Raw genomic sequence first — 17,090 nt, forward strand, 5'->3', positions numbered from 1 at the left:
CAAAAATTTGAGGCGTGCAAGCAAAAGGCGCGGGAAATTTTAAATTTATAGGTATTGCTCGTCAAAATTTTACTCTTTGCGGCGAGCTAAATTTAAAACCGTAAATTTCTACAAAAAAAGCAAAGAAACCTTAAAATAGTAAAATTCAGGTCGTAAAATTTTACGCATTTTTCTAGTGAAAATTCTCATACCTTTTTCAAATATGCGCCCATATCGCTGCGGCGTGCGCATCACAACTAAATCGGCTAAATTTAAAGAGCCGATTTGCGCTTGCGGCGACGGGGCGCGTAAAACGCCGCAAAATATCAGACAAAATATCCGTAAATTTAGCCGAAACGCAGTAAAATTCGAGCGACAAATTTAACAAAAGGAGCGATCGTGGAAAATTTATTACTGGCGCAGCTGCGCGAGGCATTACCGCAGGGTATGCGCGTGCCGAGCGAGACCCAGGCGCTTTATGCGTGGGTCGAGGCAAACGGCTTTTATGACGACGCGGGCGGGCGCAGACGAGGCTATCTCTACCCGCAGGATCGGCTACGGCAGAGCTGGAGCGACGATGAGCGCGAGGGCGGCACGGACATCGTATTTTTCACGGATGAGCCGAAAAATCGCGGCGAGGAGCTAAGGTATTGGTTTTACGGCGAGGATCGCGAGCTTACTGCGGAGATCAAGCGGCGGCTTTGCGTATTCGCAGGCAGCGGCTCGGAGGGCTCGATGTGCGCGCTGTGGCTGGACGATGCGGGCGAGGCTAGACCCCGCACATGGGCTCCGGCTCGGGCTCGAGCATGACCTGCGTTTTGGCTCATAGCGGGCTAGATTTTTTGCGACTGCTCGCGATCGGATACGATGAAATCTGCTGGGACGAGGATTTTAGTGCGCCGCCAAACAGCGACGACTTTATTGTGCATCCAAACGTAGAATTTCAGCAGTGGCTCAAGGAGACGTTTAAAACGACGATCCCGCAAACTGCGCTTGAGCTCGTCACGCCCGCGCATATAGACGACGAGAACCCGAGCGATGAGTTTTTGATCTGGGTAAATCGCGTCACGGAGTAAAATTCAAAGCGGCTTTTGCGCCGCTTGATGAAGCGTTGTGGGCTTTACTTTAGCAGGAAACCTTGAAATTTAAGCTTTTGCTGGCTAATTTAAAGAGCGTAAATTTAATGGATATCTTTTTATTAAAATTTGGCGTCGGTATCTATATAGAAAAGCATTAATCATCTATTACTACTTCTGCTACTCTTAAAATTTTTAATAAATTTGCTCGATAGAATTTAACTCTTTGCAGTGTGGGGGTAGAATTTTGCTGTTATCCGAAATAAGACGCGATAGAAAAGTTGGCACGTTTTTAAGAATCTAAATAAAAATTTAGCTAAATTCCGCGTGGATGAGCTGATATACCAAACGCATGGAAGTTCTGTCGGTTTATTAGCAAAGAACTGATTGAGACTAAATTCTAAAGCAGAAAAAACAAGGCTAAAAGCTTTTCGGTAGTTTTGGCGATAGGTTGTCTTTAAGTGTCGTATCAGAAAAATTGTGACCGCAGCGACGCAGGCAGCGCGCGCAGAGCAAAAAAATGGTGCGCATCTGTATCGGCGTAGCGTTTTTGGGCTTCATATGAAAGATCGTATCCAAACGATCCTGCTGTCAAATATCTACATAAATTACGGCGGATTTTTATCGAGGGCATGAGGGGGGCGAGCTACAAGGCATATCCAGCTAATACGTCTTTGCAGCTAGCTGTATGCAGGCATTTAAAGACGGAAAGTAAAAGCGAACAGGTTGAAATCTGAAAGCATTAATAGGCGCGCAATAGGCAAATTGCGCTCAGTGGCGAAGTGAGCGCAAACTTTTTGGCAGCTTTGAGCTGTTTGCACGCGCGTAGGGTGGCAGGCGCTACTTTACTTTAAATCTCTTTTTGGATCTTGGGTTTGCGCGCGCAGAGCAGCAAGTACTAAGCAGCTCGGCGCGGAGGTATCGTATTTTGCACCGCTTTCGCAGTAACTCTCCTTGATACCTGCCAGCTGACGCACTTTCTAGCAAGATGAGTGATTGTTGTTTTGACATTGATGAGGATGAGCTTGGCGGACTCATGACAGCATATACAGCTCAGTAGCGGTAAACGCGTAGTTCGCAGCGTTTTATGAATTTAGCGGAGGGTTTGAGCCGGGTGGGCATGCATAGTTTTTTAGCGCCTTGTGGAAATTTAGGACGAGTATTATTGCGAGCGGGTGCAAATTTTTAGGTAAAATTTTATGCTCATTGATTTTTATATGGTTGTACTAAAGCATGCTTCATACAGAAAAATTTCGTATAAATTTTTAACGTAAACTTTGCCCATTTAGGGGAGAAGAGAAGGGAGTAAAATTTTACGATCAAAAGAGCGGGGGATTATGTCAGCAGGCTGCGTGTGCAACGCAAAAAATAGCGATACAGGAAGCGTATCGAGTAGTGTGGATGAAAAGATGATTTTCATCCGTCACTTTTTAAAATAAAATTTCTCGACTAAAAAGCGATTTTGCCTTTGTAAATTTTAAAATTTTGCTAAAAATTCTTCGTATTTTTCTGCACTTTTTGCGATATATTCGCTATCTGGATGAAATGAAAATCCATAGCCAAAGTGGCACGGCAGCAGCTTGGCGCCTGTAAAATTCATCGCGCATTTAAAAGGCGTGATAACTTCCTCTATGTCAAATCCGATCGTGCCGTCTTTTTTATAGTTGTTTCGCTCATCGCCGATAGTGATCGCTAGGGCGAATTCTTTACCTTTTAGCTTGTCGCCGGTGCTGCCGTAAGCCCAGCCGTAGGCAAATACATCGTCGAACCATTGCTTTAAAAGCGGCGGATAGCTGTACCAATAAAGTGGAAACTGAATGATAATTTTATCGTGGCTTAAAAGTAACCCCTGCTCGCGCGCTACGTTTATTTTGCCGTTCGGATAAGCGGCGTAAATTTCGTGAATATCAAATTTATCCGCTTGCTTTTTGGCTACCTCGCGCCACGCCTTGTTTGCGTGCGAGCTTGCCATATCGGGATGAGCGATGATGATGAGATTTTTCATATTTTATCCTTGTTTTAATTTTCTTACATTATATGTTTTTTGGCTGAAATTTTGATTTATCATCCAGCATAATATGGGTATGAAATTTCAAGTGAAATTTTACTTCCACTCAAATACTACTGGCAGGCTTATAGTTTTTGTATGTAATTAGAAGTTAAATTTTATAAGCAAGTACGGCAGGCCCCAAAATCGATAGAATTTTACCTACTAAATTATATTAAAGATTTTAAATGTGGTTAAAAATGCGCCGAAAAATTCGGCGCAAATGAAAGGAATACTAATCTTAGATTAGCGCAGGAGCTACTAAAAATCCTAGAGCGACCGAAATCGCAACCATAATAGTTCCCGGAAGGAAGAATGAGTGGTTAAATACAAATTTACCGACTCTAGTCGTTCCGGTATCGTCCATGGCGATCGCGCCGAGTGTCGTAGGATAGGTAGGGAGCACGAACAAGCCCGAAACGGCTGCGAAAGATGCGACCAAGATCCAAATTTGACCGGAATTTTCAGGGCTAGTCATTCCAAGCGCGGCAGCAACTGCAGGCATCATAACCTTTGTGGTCGCAGCCTGCGAGTATAGCAAGCAGCTTAGGAAATATAGCGCGACGGCTAGTACGAAAGGATACTGCGTAACAACGTTTTTAGCTACCTCTTTGATGCTGTCGATGTGACCGTTTACGAAAGTAGTACCGAGCCACGCGATACCGATGACGCAGATGCACGCATTCATACCGCTTTGGAAGGTGCTGGTAGAGAGCAGCTTGCCCGTATCAATCTTGCATAAAACAGCGATAAGAAAGCCGATAGTTAGCATAAAGCTGATGATCGCGCTATCTCTTGAAAGGATCGGTTTTTCTACCAAGCCGACGCTCTTTGAGATCGCAAGCGCATAGCAAACGACGATCAAAACGCCGACGGCAAATATCGCAACCGATCTTTTCGCGTAAGGTTTCGGCTCTTTATACTCCTCGGCTTTGATCTCAGCTACAAGACCTTTTGAAAGTCTTTCTTTGTAAACAGGATCTTTTGAAAGATCGAGATCGTAGAATTTATTTACGATAAAAGCCGTAATCAACATAGCTACAAAGGTAGTAGAGATGCAGATAAACAAGAGTTTAGGATAGCTAACGCCCAGCTTCTCGCACAGACCGCTCATAGCGACGAACGCCGCCGAAATAGGGCTCGCAGTGATCGCTACCTGAGACGAAACAACCGAAAGCGCAAGAGGAGCGGAAGGCTTGATGTTCTGCGTCTTTGCGACCTCGACGATAACCGGGATCATAGAAAACGCAGTATGTCCGGTGCCCGCAAGTATCGTAAGTAGATAGGTAACGATAGGCGCTAGGAAGTTGATCTGCTTAGGATTTTTCCTTAAAATTTTAGATGCTACCTGCACCAAATAATCAAGTCCGCCTGCGACTTGCAGCGCCGTAATCGCGGAGATTACCGATGCGATAATTAGGATAACGTCAATCGGGATATCCTTCATATCAACCTTCATGCCCAAAATGGCTAGGACGATAACGCCCAAGCCGCCTGCATAACCGACGCCCATGCCGCCTAGCTTAACGCCTAGGTAGATGCCGCCGAGCAACACGATAAATTGCAATATCACCATAAAGTCCATTGCAAAACTCCTTATAAAGTAATTTTTTTAACGGCGCGCAGAATTCTAAAGATTTCAGCAGGTAAAATCCGAATTATCTTTATAATTCAGTGGTCGGAATTCTATGCGGAATTTTATCCTAAAATTTCGCAAGTGGAATTTTACTCCACGGAAGCTAAATCTAACTTGATGAAATTCTGCATCTACGGAATTCTGCACGATCAATCTTATCTATTTAGAATTCTACTTTGCGGAATTTCGCCTATTAAATTAACCGACGAAATTCCGCGCCGCACCTAGTTTGAAACTATTTTTTGCTCATATGTGGGTTGAGCATAGATTTAGGCTCTAGGATCTTATCGATCTCCTCTTTTTTCAAATATCCGCGCTCTAGGCAGATTTCGCCGACGGATTTTCCGGTCTGAAGTGCCTCTTTGGCGATACTTGCGGATTTTTCGTAACCTATGTAAGGATTAAACGCCGTAACGATACCGACGGAATTTAACACCGATTTTAGGCAAGCTTCAGGGTTTGCCTTTAGATGTTTGATAGCTTTTTCAGCTAGTGTATTCATCGCATTTTCCAAAAGCACGATCGAGTTAAATAACGCATATGCGATGCCAGGCTCAAACGCATTAAGCTCGAATTCTCCGCGCTCTGAGCAAAGCATAATCGTAACGTCGTTGCCGATAACCTCGTAGCAAGCCTCGCCTACGACCTCGGCGATGACCGGATTTACTTTGCCCGGCATGATGGAGCTGCCCGGTTGCATCTTAGGAAGCTCGATTTCGCCTAGACCGCATCTAGGACCGGAGTTCATAAGACGTAGGTCGTTTGCGATCTTGCTTAGGCGAACGGCAGCTGTTTTTAGCGCGCCACTAACGTGAACGAAGTCTGCGGTGTCTTGTGTAGCGGCGATGAAATCCTCTGCGGCTTTAAATTTAACGCCGGTGATTTCGCCTAGTTTTTTCTCGACTACGTTTTTGTAATCAGGATGGCAGTTGATACCCGTACCAATCGCCGTAGCGCCCATATTTAGGTAAGTCATCGACTCTCTAGCAGCTTTGATAAGCGCGATATCGGTTTTGATGTAGGTAGCAAAAGCGTTGAAAGTGTTTCCAAGAGTAGTAGGAACGGCGTCTTCAAGCTCCGTCCTTCCCATTTTGATGACATCTTTGTATTCTTTGGCTTTAACTTCAAGCTCTTTTTTCAAATTTTCCATAGCTTTTAGTAGATCGGTTAGCTTGGCGTAAGCGGCGACTTTGATCGAGCTAGGATAGGTATCGTTAGTGCTTTGACCCAAATTTGTGTGATCGTTTGGATGGAGGTATTGGTATTCGCCCTTTTTGTGTCCCATGCTCTCCAAAGCTATGTTAGTAATGACTTCGTTGGTATTCATATTCGTCGAAGTTCCGGCGCCGCCTTGGATCATATCGACTACGAATTGATCTCTGAACTCTCCTGCGATGAGCCTGTCGCAAGCTTTTGCAATCGCATCGGCTTTTTGTGCGTCTAGGACTCCGACCTCTTTATTGGCTAATGCAGCTGCTTTTTTGATTTGTGCAAATGCTTTGATAAAAAACGGATAGTCTTTGAGCGCTCGTCCGCTTAGATGGAAGTTCTCTAGTGCCCTAAATGTCTGCACACCGTAGTAAAAATCGTCGGAAATTTCTAATTCACCGATGAAATCGTGTTCTTTTCTGGTCTTTGCCATAATAAGTCCTTTCGTTGAAATTGTTAATGGAATTTTAAAGCTTTTAGTATTAAAAGTAGCTTAAAACGTAACGAAAAATTAAAATTTAGAAATTAGTGCGATTGTTTAAGGCTTTAAATAGAATTTTACTTAAAAAATATTTTGGAATTCGCTACTAAGGCATAATTACACTTTAATAGAAATATCGTATTATAGGTAAATTATGAAAGTGAAATTATAAAAATTCTTGTTTAGCTTAAATTATAATTTGAAAAATTTGAACTTAAAGGCGATAAAATGGAATTTTTCATTGTATTTGTATTTACTAGCGCGGAGCTATCTTTTGCGTTTTATAAAATAAACATATAGAAGCGAGATTATAATGACGATGGCGAACAAAGCGATCGTAATTAGATGCAGATCTTGCTTGATTAGTTCCTCGTTTTCGCCGATGAAATATCCCAGGCTCATAAGTATTAATGTCCAAATCGCAGCCCCAAGCCCGGTAAATAGCACGAAGCGTGCGACATTCATCTTTGCAAGGCCCGCAGGAAGGCTGATGTATTGACGAATGCCCGGGATCAAGCGGCAGTTAAACGTTGAAATTTCACCATGGCGGTTAAAAAAAGCTTCGAATTTTGCAAATTTCTCCTCGGTGATACCTACGTATTTGCCGTATTTAGCGATAATCTTACGTCCAAAAAAATAGCATAGATAGTAATTAAACAGCGCGCCGGTGATGCTGCCGCCAAGCCCACAAACAAATGCCGCAACAAAGCTCATCTGCGATTTTGAGGCCAGATAGCCCGCAGGGATCATCACTACTTCACTTGGGAAGGGAAAGAAGCTGCTTTCTAAAAACATCATCACAAAAATGCCAAGGTATCCCCAACCTGCGACAAATTCTACGATAAAATTTACGATATTAGAAAGCATTTGAATTCCTTGATTTAATGTAAAAAACCGACTGCGCTTAAAATTTCGCGAAATTTAGCATCAGCAGAGCGAATAAGTTTGTAATTTAACAATCTGTCGATATAAGAGTGGCTTAAAATTTCGCGAAATTTAGCGCATATAAAACAAAGGCGCGGGCTAAATTTTATCCTTGCAAGTTGCCGCTGCAGCGAACTTGCATATAAATTTAATAGCCTCACGCCTTAAATAAACTATTTTGCGTATTCGATGTTTAGTTTGCCGAATAGCTCATTAGCCTTGTCATCGATTTTTTTGTTTACTTTGCTTGGAAGTAATTGATTTTTGATGAGATCTTTTACCTTTTCAAACGGCATAGTCTCAGCCTTTTTGCTGCTTTCTTTGTAGATTATATGATATCCGAATTGCGTCTTTACCGGCGTTTTGCTCATCTCACCATCTTTTAGCGCAAACGCCGCTTTTTCAAACTCCGGCACCATCATCCCTTTACCGAAAGAGCCCAAATCGCCACCGTTTTCTTTCGCACTTGGATCGATTGAAATTTCTTTAGCTAGCTTATTAAATTCCTCTTTTAAATTCTCTTTTTTGACTTTTGATAGCTTCGCAATCGCGTTTTTAGCAGCCTTTTCGTCTGCTACTAAGATATGACTTGCGGTAACGGAATCTGGTTGCATGAAATTCTGTTTATTTTCATCATAAATTTTTTTAGCTTCCTCGTCGCTGACGCTTACGTCTTTAGCCTGTTCGCGTTGCCATAGATTAAATGCGATGCCATCTTTAGCAAGCTCTAGCTGATGCTTATATTCGTCGCTGTTTTCAATGCCTGATTTTTTCGCCTCTGCGATTAGAAGTTTGTATTTGATTAGATCATCGATTAGTTTTTTCTTCTCATCGGCGGTCGGTTCCTGTCCGCCGTGCTGCATACCTTGAGCTAAAAACGGTGCAACATCCTCATCTGTAATAGTGATATTCGCGTCTTTTGCAGTAGCCAAAACGCCTGCATTAAGCGAAGATATAGCCATAGCGGCAACAAAGCTGAAAGATAAAATTCTTTTCATTATTTTTCCTTTACTCGGTAAATTTCGCGCAATTATAAAAAAAGATAGTAAATAAAATAGCGAATGCCAGCAAATTCGGCGCGAATCGTGCGCCGAATTTTAAAAAGAGAGGAGTTAAAACGATGGAATGATTGCGCCTTTATATTGCGTCTCGATGAATTTTTTCACTTTCTCGCTTTGAATTGCTTTATCTAGCGCCTTGATTTTAGGGCTGTTTTCGTTGCCTTCTTTAACGCTAATAACATTTGTGTAAGGGTTGCCCTCAGCCTTTTCTAAAAATAGCGAATCCTTGATTGGGTTTAAATTTGCGTTAAAGGCAAAATTTGAGTTGATAACCGCAATATCGACATCGCCCAGGGTGCGTGGAAGCGCGGCGCCTTCAAGCTCTAAAATTTCTAAATTTTTAGGATTTTTCGTGACATCTAGCGGCGTGCGAAGCTTAGCGTTTTGATCTACTTCGATGAGCCCCGCGGCTACGAGCAGATCAAGAGCGCGGCTTTCGTTAGTCGGATCGTTCGGCACGGCAACTTTGGCACCGTTTTTAAGATCTTTTAAATTTTTAATCTTATGGCTGTAGATGCCCATCGGCTCTAAGTGCACACCCACGGTCGCTTTTAACTTCGTGCCTTTATTAGCGTTAAATTCCTCCATATATGGCACGTGCTGGAAAAATCCCGCATCCACGTCGCCGCTATCAGTAGCGAGGTTAGGGGTTACGTAGTCGTTGAAAACCTTGACCTCAAGATCGTAGCCTTGGGCTTTTAGATCAGGCTTAATCTGCTCTAAAATTTCGGCATGCGGTATCGGAGTAGCGGCGACTACGATTTTTTCGGCAAGAGCGAAGCTGACGACGCTGGCGCTAAGAAGCGAAGCGAGAAGAAATTTCTTCATATTTAATCCTTTTGGTTAAAATTTCGCAGTATTATAGCAGGTAGAATTTTTAATGTCAAGTGTTTTTATATGATTTTTTAAAATTTTATCTAAAATATTCTAAAATTCGATATTTATATATATATTTAAATACTACATTTTATTGTATAATGCAGAATTGGCACGCTTTAATGAGCGCTTTACATAAATTCCGCTAAAATCGCAAAATTTAAAATTTTAAAAAAGGGCTGAAAATGGCAGATTTTTACGACGCGAAAGCCGTAGAGGAGAGCTTTTATAAAATTTGGGAGCAGCGCGGTTATTTCGAGATCGACGGCAATAAAGATATTCAGCAAAAAGGCAAAAACTTTTGCATTATGATGCCCCCTCCAAACGTCACCGGAGTGCTTCATATCGGGCATTCGCTCACTTTTACGCTGCAAGACATAATGACGCGATACAAGCGAATGGACGGCTACCGTACGCTTTGGCAGCCTGGACTCGATCACGCTGGCATTGCGACGCAAAACGTCGTCGAGCGCGAGCTTTTGGCGCAAGGGATCAAAAAAGAAGAGATAGGGCGCGAGGAGTTTTTAAAGCACGTTTGGCACTGGAAGGAGCAAAGCGGCGGGCAGATCGTAAAGCAGATGAAGCGCCTTGGCGTCACGCCTGCGTGGAGCAGACAGCGCTTCACGATGGATGAGGGGCTTAAAAACGCCGTGCGTAAAGCCTTCGTAAATTTATACGACGCGGGGCTCATCGTGCGCGGAAACTACATGGTAAACTGGTGCACGCACGATGGCGCGCTAAGCGACGTGGAGGTCGAACATAAGGAAAACAAGGGCAAACTTTATCATCTGCGCTACTACTTTGCGGACGCGCAAGATAAATTTATTGTTGTTGCGACGACGCGCCCCGAAACCTACTTCGGCGACACCGCCGTCATGGTAAATCCAGCGGACGAGCGCTATAAAAATTTGATCGGTAAAAAAGTCGTGCTGCCGCTAATCGGCCGCGAGATCGAGATCATCGCCGACGAATACGTCGATATGAGCTTCGGAACGGGCGCCGTGAAGGTCACGCCGGCGCACGATACCAACGACTACGAGGTCGGCAAGCGCCACGAGTTGGAGTTTATCACCGTTTTTGACGAAAAAGGAATTTTAAACGAGCGGTGTGGTAAATTCCAAGGCTTAGAGCGACTTGCCGCGCGCGATCAGATCGTAGCGGAGCTTGAGAGGCTAGGCTTTATCGAAAAAATCGAGGACTACGAAAATCAAGTCGGCTACTGCTACCGCTGCAAAAACGTCGTCGAGCCGTACATCTCGCAGCAGTGGTTCGTGCGCGCGGATATCGCAAAAGAAGCAATTACCAAAGTAAATTCCGGCGAGGCGGAATTTTTCCCGAAGCACTGGATTAATAGCTTCAACGCCTGGATGCGCGAGCTGAAGGACTGGTGTATCAGTCGCCAGCTGTGGTGGGGGCATAGAATTCCCGTGTTTTACTGCGACTGTGGCCATCAGTGGGCGGATGAGCGAGAGAGCCCCGATACTTGCCCGGAATGCGGCGGTAAAAATTTTACTCAAGATCCCGACGTGCTCGACACGTGGTTTTCAAGCGGTCTTTGGCCGATCAGTACGCTTGGCTGGGGCAACGGTGAGGCGCTGAAAAACGAGAAGTGGTTTGAGGAGGATTTGAGCGAATTTTATCCGAATACCATGCTGATTACCGGCTTTGACATTTTGTTTTTCTGGGTCGCGCGCATGATGTTTCAGTGCCAAAACGCCATGGGCGATCTGCCGTTTCGCGACATCTACCTGCACGCCTTGGTTAAGGATAAAGACGGCAAAAAGATGAGCAAATCGAGCAAAAACGTAGTCGATCCGCTGCTAAAAATCGATGAATTTAGCGCCGATATTTTGCGCTTTACACTTACGATTTTGTGCGTGCAGGGGCGCGATCTGCGCCTTAGCGACGATAAGCTTTTGATATATCGAAATTTTACGAATAAGCTCTATAACGCGAGCAAATTTTTGCTTTTAAACGCTTCTAAATTTGACGATTTGGACGCGGCGCGGATCAAAACGAGCCTCGGCAAATATATGCTTTCGCGCTTTAACTGCTGCGTGGGCGCGGTGCGGGAAAATTTAGACGAATACCGCTTCAATGACGCTGCGACCGAGCTTTATAAGTTTTTTTGGGACGAGTTTTGCGATTGGGGCATCGAGCTTAGCAAGGCGGACAAGGCCGCGATCGGCGAGCTGGGGATGATTTTTAAAGAAGCGATGAAGCTGCTAAGCCCGTTTATGCCGTTTTTAAGCGAGTATCTGTATCAGGAGCTAAGCGGCACGAAGCTGCAAGACGCGCGCTCCATCATGGTGATGCGATACCCACATCCTGGCGAGCGCGACGAGCGGATCGAGGAGCTATTTTCGCTTCTTATAGAAGCGATCGTTAGCATTCGCCGCGCAAAGGCGACGATCGAGCTCGGCAATGTGCGCGTAGCCAAAGCCTACGTCAAATCCGCAGTCGATCTAAGCGCCGCCGCGGATTACATCAAAACGCTAGCAAAGGTCGATGAAGTGGAATTTACGCAGCAAAACATCGCAAATTCCGCTCGCGACGTAAGCGAGAGGCTAGAAACTTTCGTACCGCTTGAGGGGGTCGATCTTAGCGGCGTGATTTCGCGACTTAACGCGCAAAAAGCCAAGCTGCAAAAAGAGATCGAAAAGCTCTCAGGCATGCTAAATAACGAGAAATTCGTGGCCTCCGCCCCGCAAGCCGTAGTCGAAGCCAACCGCGAAGGGCTGCAAAGCGCGCAGGAGAAATTCGCCAAAGTATGCGACGAGCTAAAGGCGTTTGGCGAGTAGCCCGCTAGTTTGAGCTTAAATTTTAAATCAAGGAGAAAAATATGTCAAAAGGTAGTATAGGTGGATTTACTTTAGGCACGGTCATAGCCGTTGCACTATCATGGGGAGTCAATAAAAGCATAATGTGGGCGATAATCCACGGATTTTTAAGTTGGTTATACGTGATTTATTATTTCCTACTGAGGTAAAATTTCATCGGCGGCGCGCCGTTTTACGCGCTAAATTTTAAAATTTATCAAGGATAAAAAATGAGCGAAAAAATAAAAATAGCGGTTTTGGGATATGGAAATTTAGGTCGCGGCGTGGAGCTTGCCGCGCGAAATAGCAAGGATTTAGAGCTTTCGGCAGTCTTTAGCCGCAGAAATCCAAGCGAGGTAAAAACATGCGGCGCTCCGGTATTTAGCGCGGATGAAATTTTATCGCACAAGGGCGAATTTGACGTTTTGGTGCTTTGCGGCGGTAGCGCGACGGATCTGCCGACGCAGACGCCAGAATTTGCAAAGAGCTTTAACGTCGTAGATAGCTTCGATACGCACGCGAAAATCCCTGAGCACTTCGCCGCGGTAGACGCCGCAGCCAAAAAAGGCGGAAAAGTTGCCATCATCGCCGTAGGCTGGGATCCGGGACTGTTTTCGCTAAATAGACTATTTGGCGAGAGTGTACTGGAAAACGGCAGCAGTTATACGTTTTGGGGCAAAGGCGTAAGCCAAGGCCACTCCGACGCCATCCGCAGGATTGAGGGCGTCATAGACGCACGCCAATACACCGTGCCGATAGAAAGCGCCTTGAAGCGAGTTCGCGCTGGCGGAAACCCGAGACTTAGCACGCGCGAAAAACACCTGCGCGAGTGCTACGTCGTAGCCGAAGAGGGCGCCGATAAAGCGCGCATAGAAAAAGAGATAAAAACGATGCCCAATTACTTCGCCGATTACGACACGAGCGTGCATTTCGTAAGTCTTGAAACGCTTAAAAAAGAGCACGGCGGCATCCCTCACGGAGGATTCGTCTTGCGAAGCGGAGCGACCGGCGAGCGCGGCGAAAATAAGCATCTGATCGAGTTTTCGCTAAAGCTTGATTCAAATCCCGAATTTACCGCTAGCGTACTAGTAGCCTACGCCCGCGCGGCGTATCGCTTAGCAAAAAGGGGCGAGCGCGGCGCGTTTAGCGTATTCGATATCGCTCCGGCGCTTCTTTCGCCAAAGAGCGCAGATGAGCTAAGGCGCGAAATTTTATAAATTTCCGGGGGCGTTTCGGCGGAATTATGAACGAGGAAATCTGAGTGATAAAGATAGAGAATTTAAAGAAATTTTACGGCAAAACCTGCGTGATCGACGATGTGAGTCTGGAGGTAAAGCAGGGCGAAATTTTTGCCATCGTCGGTCGCAGCGGCGCGGGTAAAAGCACGCTGCTGCGCTGCATAAACGGTCTTGAGGACTATCAAGAAGGAAGCCTTAAGGTAGAGGGCAGGGAGGTAAGAGAGCTAAGCGCCGCTCAGATCCGTGAACTGCGCAAAAATATCGGTATGATTTTTCAGCACTTCGCACTAATGAGCCGCCGCAGCGTCGCGCAAAACGTTGCCACGCCGTTAGCATTTTGGGGCCATCCCGAGGATCACACGAAGCGCCGCGTCGCCGAGCTTTTGAAGCTCGTGGGGCTTGCAGATAAAGCAAATGCCTACCCCAGCGAGCTTAGCGGCGGACAGAAGCAGCGCGTGGCGATTGCGCGCGCGCTTGCATTAAGCCCTAAAATTTTGCTATCCGACGAGGCGACTTCGGCGCTTGATCCCAACACTACCGCGCAAATTTTATCGCTTCTGCGCCGCATCAATCGCGAGCTGGGCATTACGATCGTGCTCGTCACGCATGAGATGGAGGTCGTAAAGGGTATCGCGCAGCGCGCGATCCTGCTTAAGGGCGGGCGCGTGAGCAACTCGGGCGATATCGTCTCGCTGTTTTTGCACCCGGATGAGAATATGAAGGAGTTTTTGGGCGAGGAGGAGGTGCTGCCCGCAAGCGGTGTGAATATCAGGCTCTTTTTCCCGCCCGCAGTCGCGTTTGACAGCGTGATCACGCACATGGCGCGCGCTTTGGAGATAAATTTTAACATCGTTTGGGGCAAGCTCGAGCGCCTCGATAAAAACGTCGTCGGAAGCCTCGTGATCAACGTAGAGCCCGCACACGTCGCGCGCGTGGAGGAATTTATCAAAAACGCGGGCGTGATCTACGAGATCGTAAGCGAGGATGAGATCAAAAGCTGCGCCGCGATCTAGGTGCGATTTCGCGCCCTGTGCGCTCGCGCCGCACTAAATTTAAGGGCTTATGCGGCATGGCGAATTTAAAAGCTCGCGCGATGCCGCAAATTTAAAGACTCGCGCGGCGTTTTAAATTTAATGACCGAGCCGTGGCATTATAAATTTAATTAGTTTCGCCGGCGGTTTAAATTTCTATTTTGCCTCGATAAAGTAAGCTCGGCGATGCGCTGTTGGCGTGCGCTCTGGCTAGCTTTGATTTGCGTTTAGAATTTGACTAGCCGTAGCGAGGCGATTTAAATTTCAGAGATCGCGACCGACCGAGCGCATTTAAGCCGCTCCGCGTTTGAAATTACAGGCGTTTAAATTTAAATTTGAATTTTTTCGGAATTTCACACTTACTTCACTTTTACGGAAGTATAATTCCACTAATTTTTTTTAAGGAGTACGTAATGAAAAAACTTACTTTGTTTGCGCTTAGTGCGCTATTTGCTGGCACTTTTGCCGTAGCTGCCGATATGGGCATGAAAGATGAGATGAAGGACGCCAATACATCAATGCATAATGGTGCGAAAGAGGTGAAAGCTGAGATGAAACATATGAAGCACGAGACGCATGGTATGAAAAAAGATGCCGTTAAAAAGGGCTCTCATGCAAAAAAAGAGATGAAAAAAGAGATTAAAAAAGAGATGTAGTGAGTAAAATTTTACTCGTAGAGGACGATGAGACCCTTTGCGATCTCATCGGCGAATATTTAAGAAATGCAGACTTTGATGTGTGCGTTTGCAGCGACGCTCAAAGCGCTGCAGATCTTGCTTATGAGCAAAAATTTGATCTTTTTATCTTTGACGTAAAAATCCCCAAAGGCGACGGATTCTCACTTTTAAAAGAGCTACGCAAGAACGGCGATCACACTCCTGCGATATTTGCTACGTCGCTAAATACGCTCGATGATCTTGAGGTCGGTTTTAAAAGCGGCTGCGACGATTATCTCAAAAAACCGTATGAATTAAAAGAGCTGCTGCTGCGCGTTAATTCGCTCATAAAGCGAAACTTCAGCCATAATTTTGATGATTTTGTAACTATTGACGACGAGTTTAAATTTTACTTTGCAAGCAAAGAGCTACGCAGATCGGGCGTGCCCGTCGCGCTTTCAAACAAAGAGCGCGAGCTGCTGGCGCTTTTTTTACAAAATAAAAACAGGCTTTTAAGCAAGGATGAAATTTTCTCCGCGATCTACGCTTTTGACGAAACTCCGAGCGAGGAAGCGCTGCGAACTTATATCAAAAATCTACGCCGCGTCCTAGGCGAAGAGCACATCATAAATCGCCGTAACGCAGGGTATCTGTATGTCTGAAAAGACCGCTTTAACGCTTAAAATTTTATCTTTGTATCTCATTTCAAGTGCGTTGTTTTTGGGATATTTTTTCAACATAAATTACAGGATGAACGAAGCCGCGCTACTTTCGCACAGGATAAAAGAGCTAAAAGAGATCAAAATGATGATCTATATGAAAGCAAGCATGGACGGGCTGGGCTCACTGGCGGACTTTGAGCGCGAAAAGGGCGTGAGTGCGTGTATATTTAAGCCAAACTCTGATGAAATTTACGGCTGCAGTGGTGAGCTTGGCGCACTTGATAAAGCGAAGCTAAAGGCGGAATTTATAAGTGGCGGTAGGCTAGGAATTTATGAGAATCTGCAAAATATGGAGGAGCGAAACGCCTTTTCCAAGGCTAAAATCATTCTGCTTGGAAGTAGCGTGCAGGGCGAAATTTTAACGCTTCGTATCAAAACCGCAGCGATGATGATAGCGCTTTTGGGTGTGATATTAGCCGTGGCGTTTTATCTGGTGCGGCTAGGCACCAAGCCGCTTTACGATAAGATCGATACGCTAAATCGCTTCATCAAGGATAGCACCCACGAGATCAACACTCCGCTTAGCATCATCTCCATGAGCGTCGAGACGATGCGGCACGCGGAGCTTGGGGAATACAACGCCAAACGCATCGCTAATATCGACCTTGCCGCTAAGACGCTTTCGCGCATCTACGAGGATCTCGTGTTTTTAACCTTCGGTATGAATAAGGAGGGCGAGATTAGCTCGATCGATCTAAAGAGCCTCGTCGCTTCGCGCTGCGAATACTTCGCGCCGTTTATTCAAAAGCGCAGACTAAGCCTTAAAACCGATCTTGCGGATGCGAGCATGAACGCAAACGTCTATGAAATTTCGCGCCTGATCGACAATCTGCTAAGCAACGCCGTAAAATACGCCGATGCAGGCGGCTACGTGGATGTGCGGCTAAGGCACGGCGAGCTAGCGATCTCAAATAGCGGCGAGGGGATCGACAGGAAAAAGGGCGACGAAATTTTCAGGCGCTTTGCGCGCTTTAACTCAAGCGAGGGCGGCTTTGGAATCGGGCTTAGCATCGTAAGCGAGGTCTGCAAAAAATACTCCTTTTCTATCTCCTACGACAGCGTGCCGGGCGAGATAACGACCTTTCGCCTTACGTGGCGAGAGTAAAATTTTAAAATTTAGTGAAATTTAAAATTTAAAAGCGGTCGCTTGCGGTTTAAATTTAATCGTAGTTTGGTCGCTTAAATTCCGCGCAAAAGGGCTCTAATTGCTGGAGCGTTTAAATTTAATCGTCGCTTGTTTTTGTTCTAAAACGAAGCGCGGAATTTTATCAGTCGTTCGCTTTGCGCTCGTAAAATGACCCTGAAAGTTATTGGTGCGGAATGTTATTCGTCCAT

Annotated in this window: 14 protein-coding genes; 8 read left to right on the forward strand and 6 right to left on the reverse strand. The window is 45.5% G+C overall.

The features are described from left to right. Positions 1 to 378: 378 nt before the first annotated feature. Positions 379 to 789 (forward strand): hypothetical protein, encoded by a 411-nt coding sequence (locus Q0224_RS01250; RefSeq protein ID WP_297948431.1) that lies wholly within the window; start codon positions 379 to 381, stop codon positions 787 to 789. After that, positions 786 to 1,055: a hypothetical protein gene (locus Q0224_RS01255; protein ID WP_297948434.1), complete on the forward strand. Its 270-nt coding sequence runs from the start codon at positions 786 to 788 to the stop codon at positions 1,053 to 1,055. The genes Q0224_RS01250 and Q0224_RS01255 overlap by 4 nt, the downstream gene beginning before the upstream one ends. Positions 1,056 to 2,532: 1,477 nt before the next feature. Here Q0224_RS01255 and Q0224_RS01260 read toward each other — a convergent pair. From Q0224_RS01260 to Q0224_RS01285, 6 genes are all read right to left on the reverse strand, one after another. Continuing rightward, positions 2,533 to 3,060, reverse strand: a complete 528-nt coding sequence (locus Q0224_RS01260) for an NAD(P)H-dependent oxidoreductase (protein WP_297948437.1) — start codon at positions 3,058 to 3,060, stop codon at positions 2,533 to 2,535. Between the two features lie 283 nt (positions 3,061 to 3,343). Continuing rightward, positions 3,344 to 4,687, reverse strand: a complete 1,344-nt coding sequence (locus Q0224_RS01265; RefSeq protein WP_297948439.1) for an anaerobic C4-dicarboxylate transporter — start codon at positions 4,685 to 4,687, stop codon at positions 3,344 to 3,346. A 286-nt stretch (positions 4,688 to 4,973) separates the two neighbouring features. Beyond that, on the reverse strand, positions 4,974 to 6,380 hold the full coding sequence (locus tag Q0224_RS01270; protein ID WP_005870686.1) for an aspartate ammonia-lyase: 1,407 nt from the start codon (positions 6,378 to 6,380) through the stop codon (positions 4,974 to 4,976). A gap of 315 nt (positions 6,381 to 6,695) precedes the next feature. Continuing rightward, positions 6,696 to 7,295 (reverse strand): DedA family protein, encoded by a 600-nt coding sequence (locus Q0224_RS01275; RefSeq protein ID WP_297948442.1) that lies wholly within the window; start codon positions 7,293 to 7,295, stop codon positions 6,696 to 6,698. A gap of 230 nt (positions 7,296 to 7,525) precedes the next feature. Beyond that, a complete protein-coding gene (locus Q0224_RS01280; protein WP_297948445.1) occupies positions 7,526 to 8,350 on the reverse strand; it encodes a peptidylprolyl isomerase in 825 nt (274 codons plus the stop codon). 114 nt (positions 8,351 to 8,464) lie between these two features. Further along, positions 8,465 to 9,241, reverse strand: coding sequence for a MetQ/NlpA family ABC transporter substrate-binding protein (locus tag Q0224_RS01285; protein WP_005870677.1), 777 nt, complete (start codon positions 9,239 to 9,241; stop codon positions 8,465 to 8,467). Positions 9,242 to 9,474: 233 nt separating this feature from the next. Here Q0224_RS01285 and Q0224_RS01290 point away from each other — a divergent pair, with 233 nt between their 5' ends. The 6 genes from Q0224_RS01290 to Q0224_RS01315 all read left to right on the forward strand — a co-directional run bounded on the left by Q0224_RS01290 (position 9,475) and on the right by Q0224_RS01315 (position 16,860). Continuing rightward, positions 9,475 to 12,090, forward strand: a complete 2,616-nt coding sequence (locus Q0224_RS01290) for a valine--tRNA ligase (RefSeq protein ID WP_297948449.1) — start codon at positions 9,475 to 9,477, stop codon at positions 12,088 to 12,090. Between the two features lie 248 nt (positions 12,091 to 12,338). Beyond that, the gene (locus Q0224_RS01295) at positions 12,339 to 13,325 is read left to right on the forward strand and encodes a diaminopimelate dehydrogenase (RefSeq protein ID WP_297948452.1); all 987 of its coding nucleotides are present in this window, start codon (positions 12,339 to 12,341) and stop codon (positions 13,323 to 13,325) included. Positions 13,326 to 13,369: 44 nt separating this feature from the next. Continuing rightward, complete coding sequence (locus Q0224_RS01300) at positions 13,370 to 14,359, forward strand: methionine ABC transporter ATP-binding protein (protein ID WP_297948455.1); 990 nt, start codon at positions 13,370 to 13,372, stop codon at positions 14,357 to 14,359. A 431-nt stretch (positions 14,360 to 14,790) separates the two neighbouring features. After that, positions 14,791 to 15,033, forward strand: coding sequence for a hypothetical protein (locus Q0224_RS01305; RefSeq protein WP_297902676.1), 243 nt, complete (start codon positions 14,791 to 14,793; stop codon positions 15,031 to 15,033). Then, positions 15,033 to 15,695, forward strand: a complete 663-nt coding sequence (locus tag Q0224_RS01310) for a response regulator transcription factor (protein ID WP_297948458.1) — start codon at positions 15,033 to 15,035, stop codon at positions 15,693 to 15,695. The genes Q0224_RS01305 and Q0224_RS01310 overlap by 1 nt, the downstream gene beginning before the upstream one ends. Beyond that, positions 15,688 to 16,860: a HAMP domain-containing sensor histidine kinase gene (locus Q0224_RS01315; protein WP_297948460.1), complete on the forward strand. Its 1,173-nt coding sequence runs from the start codon at positions 15,688 to 15,690 to the stop codon at positions 16,858 to 16,860. Before Q0224_RS01310 ends, Q0224_RS01315 begins: the two co-directional genes overlap by 8 nt. The last annotated feature ends 230 nt before the right edge of the window (positions 16,861 to 17,090 follow it).

This window comes from uncultured Campylobacter sp. (assembly GCF_938002845.1).
Lineage (GTDB): Bacteria > Campylobacterota > Campylobacteria > Campylobacterales > Campylobacteraceae > Campylobacter_B.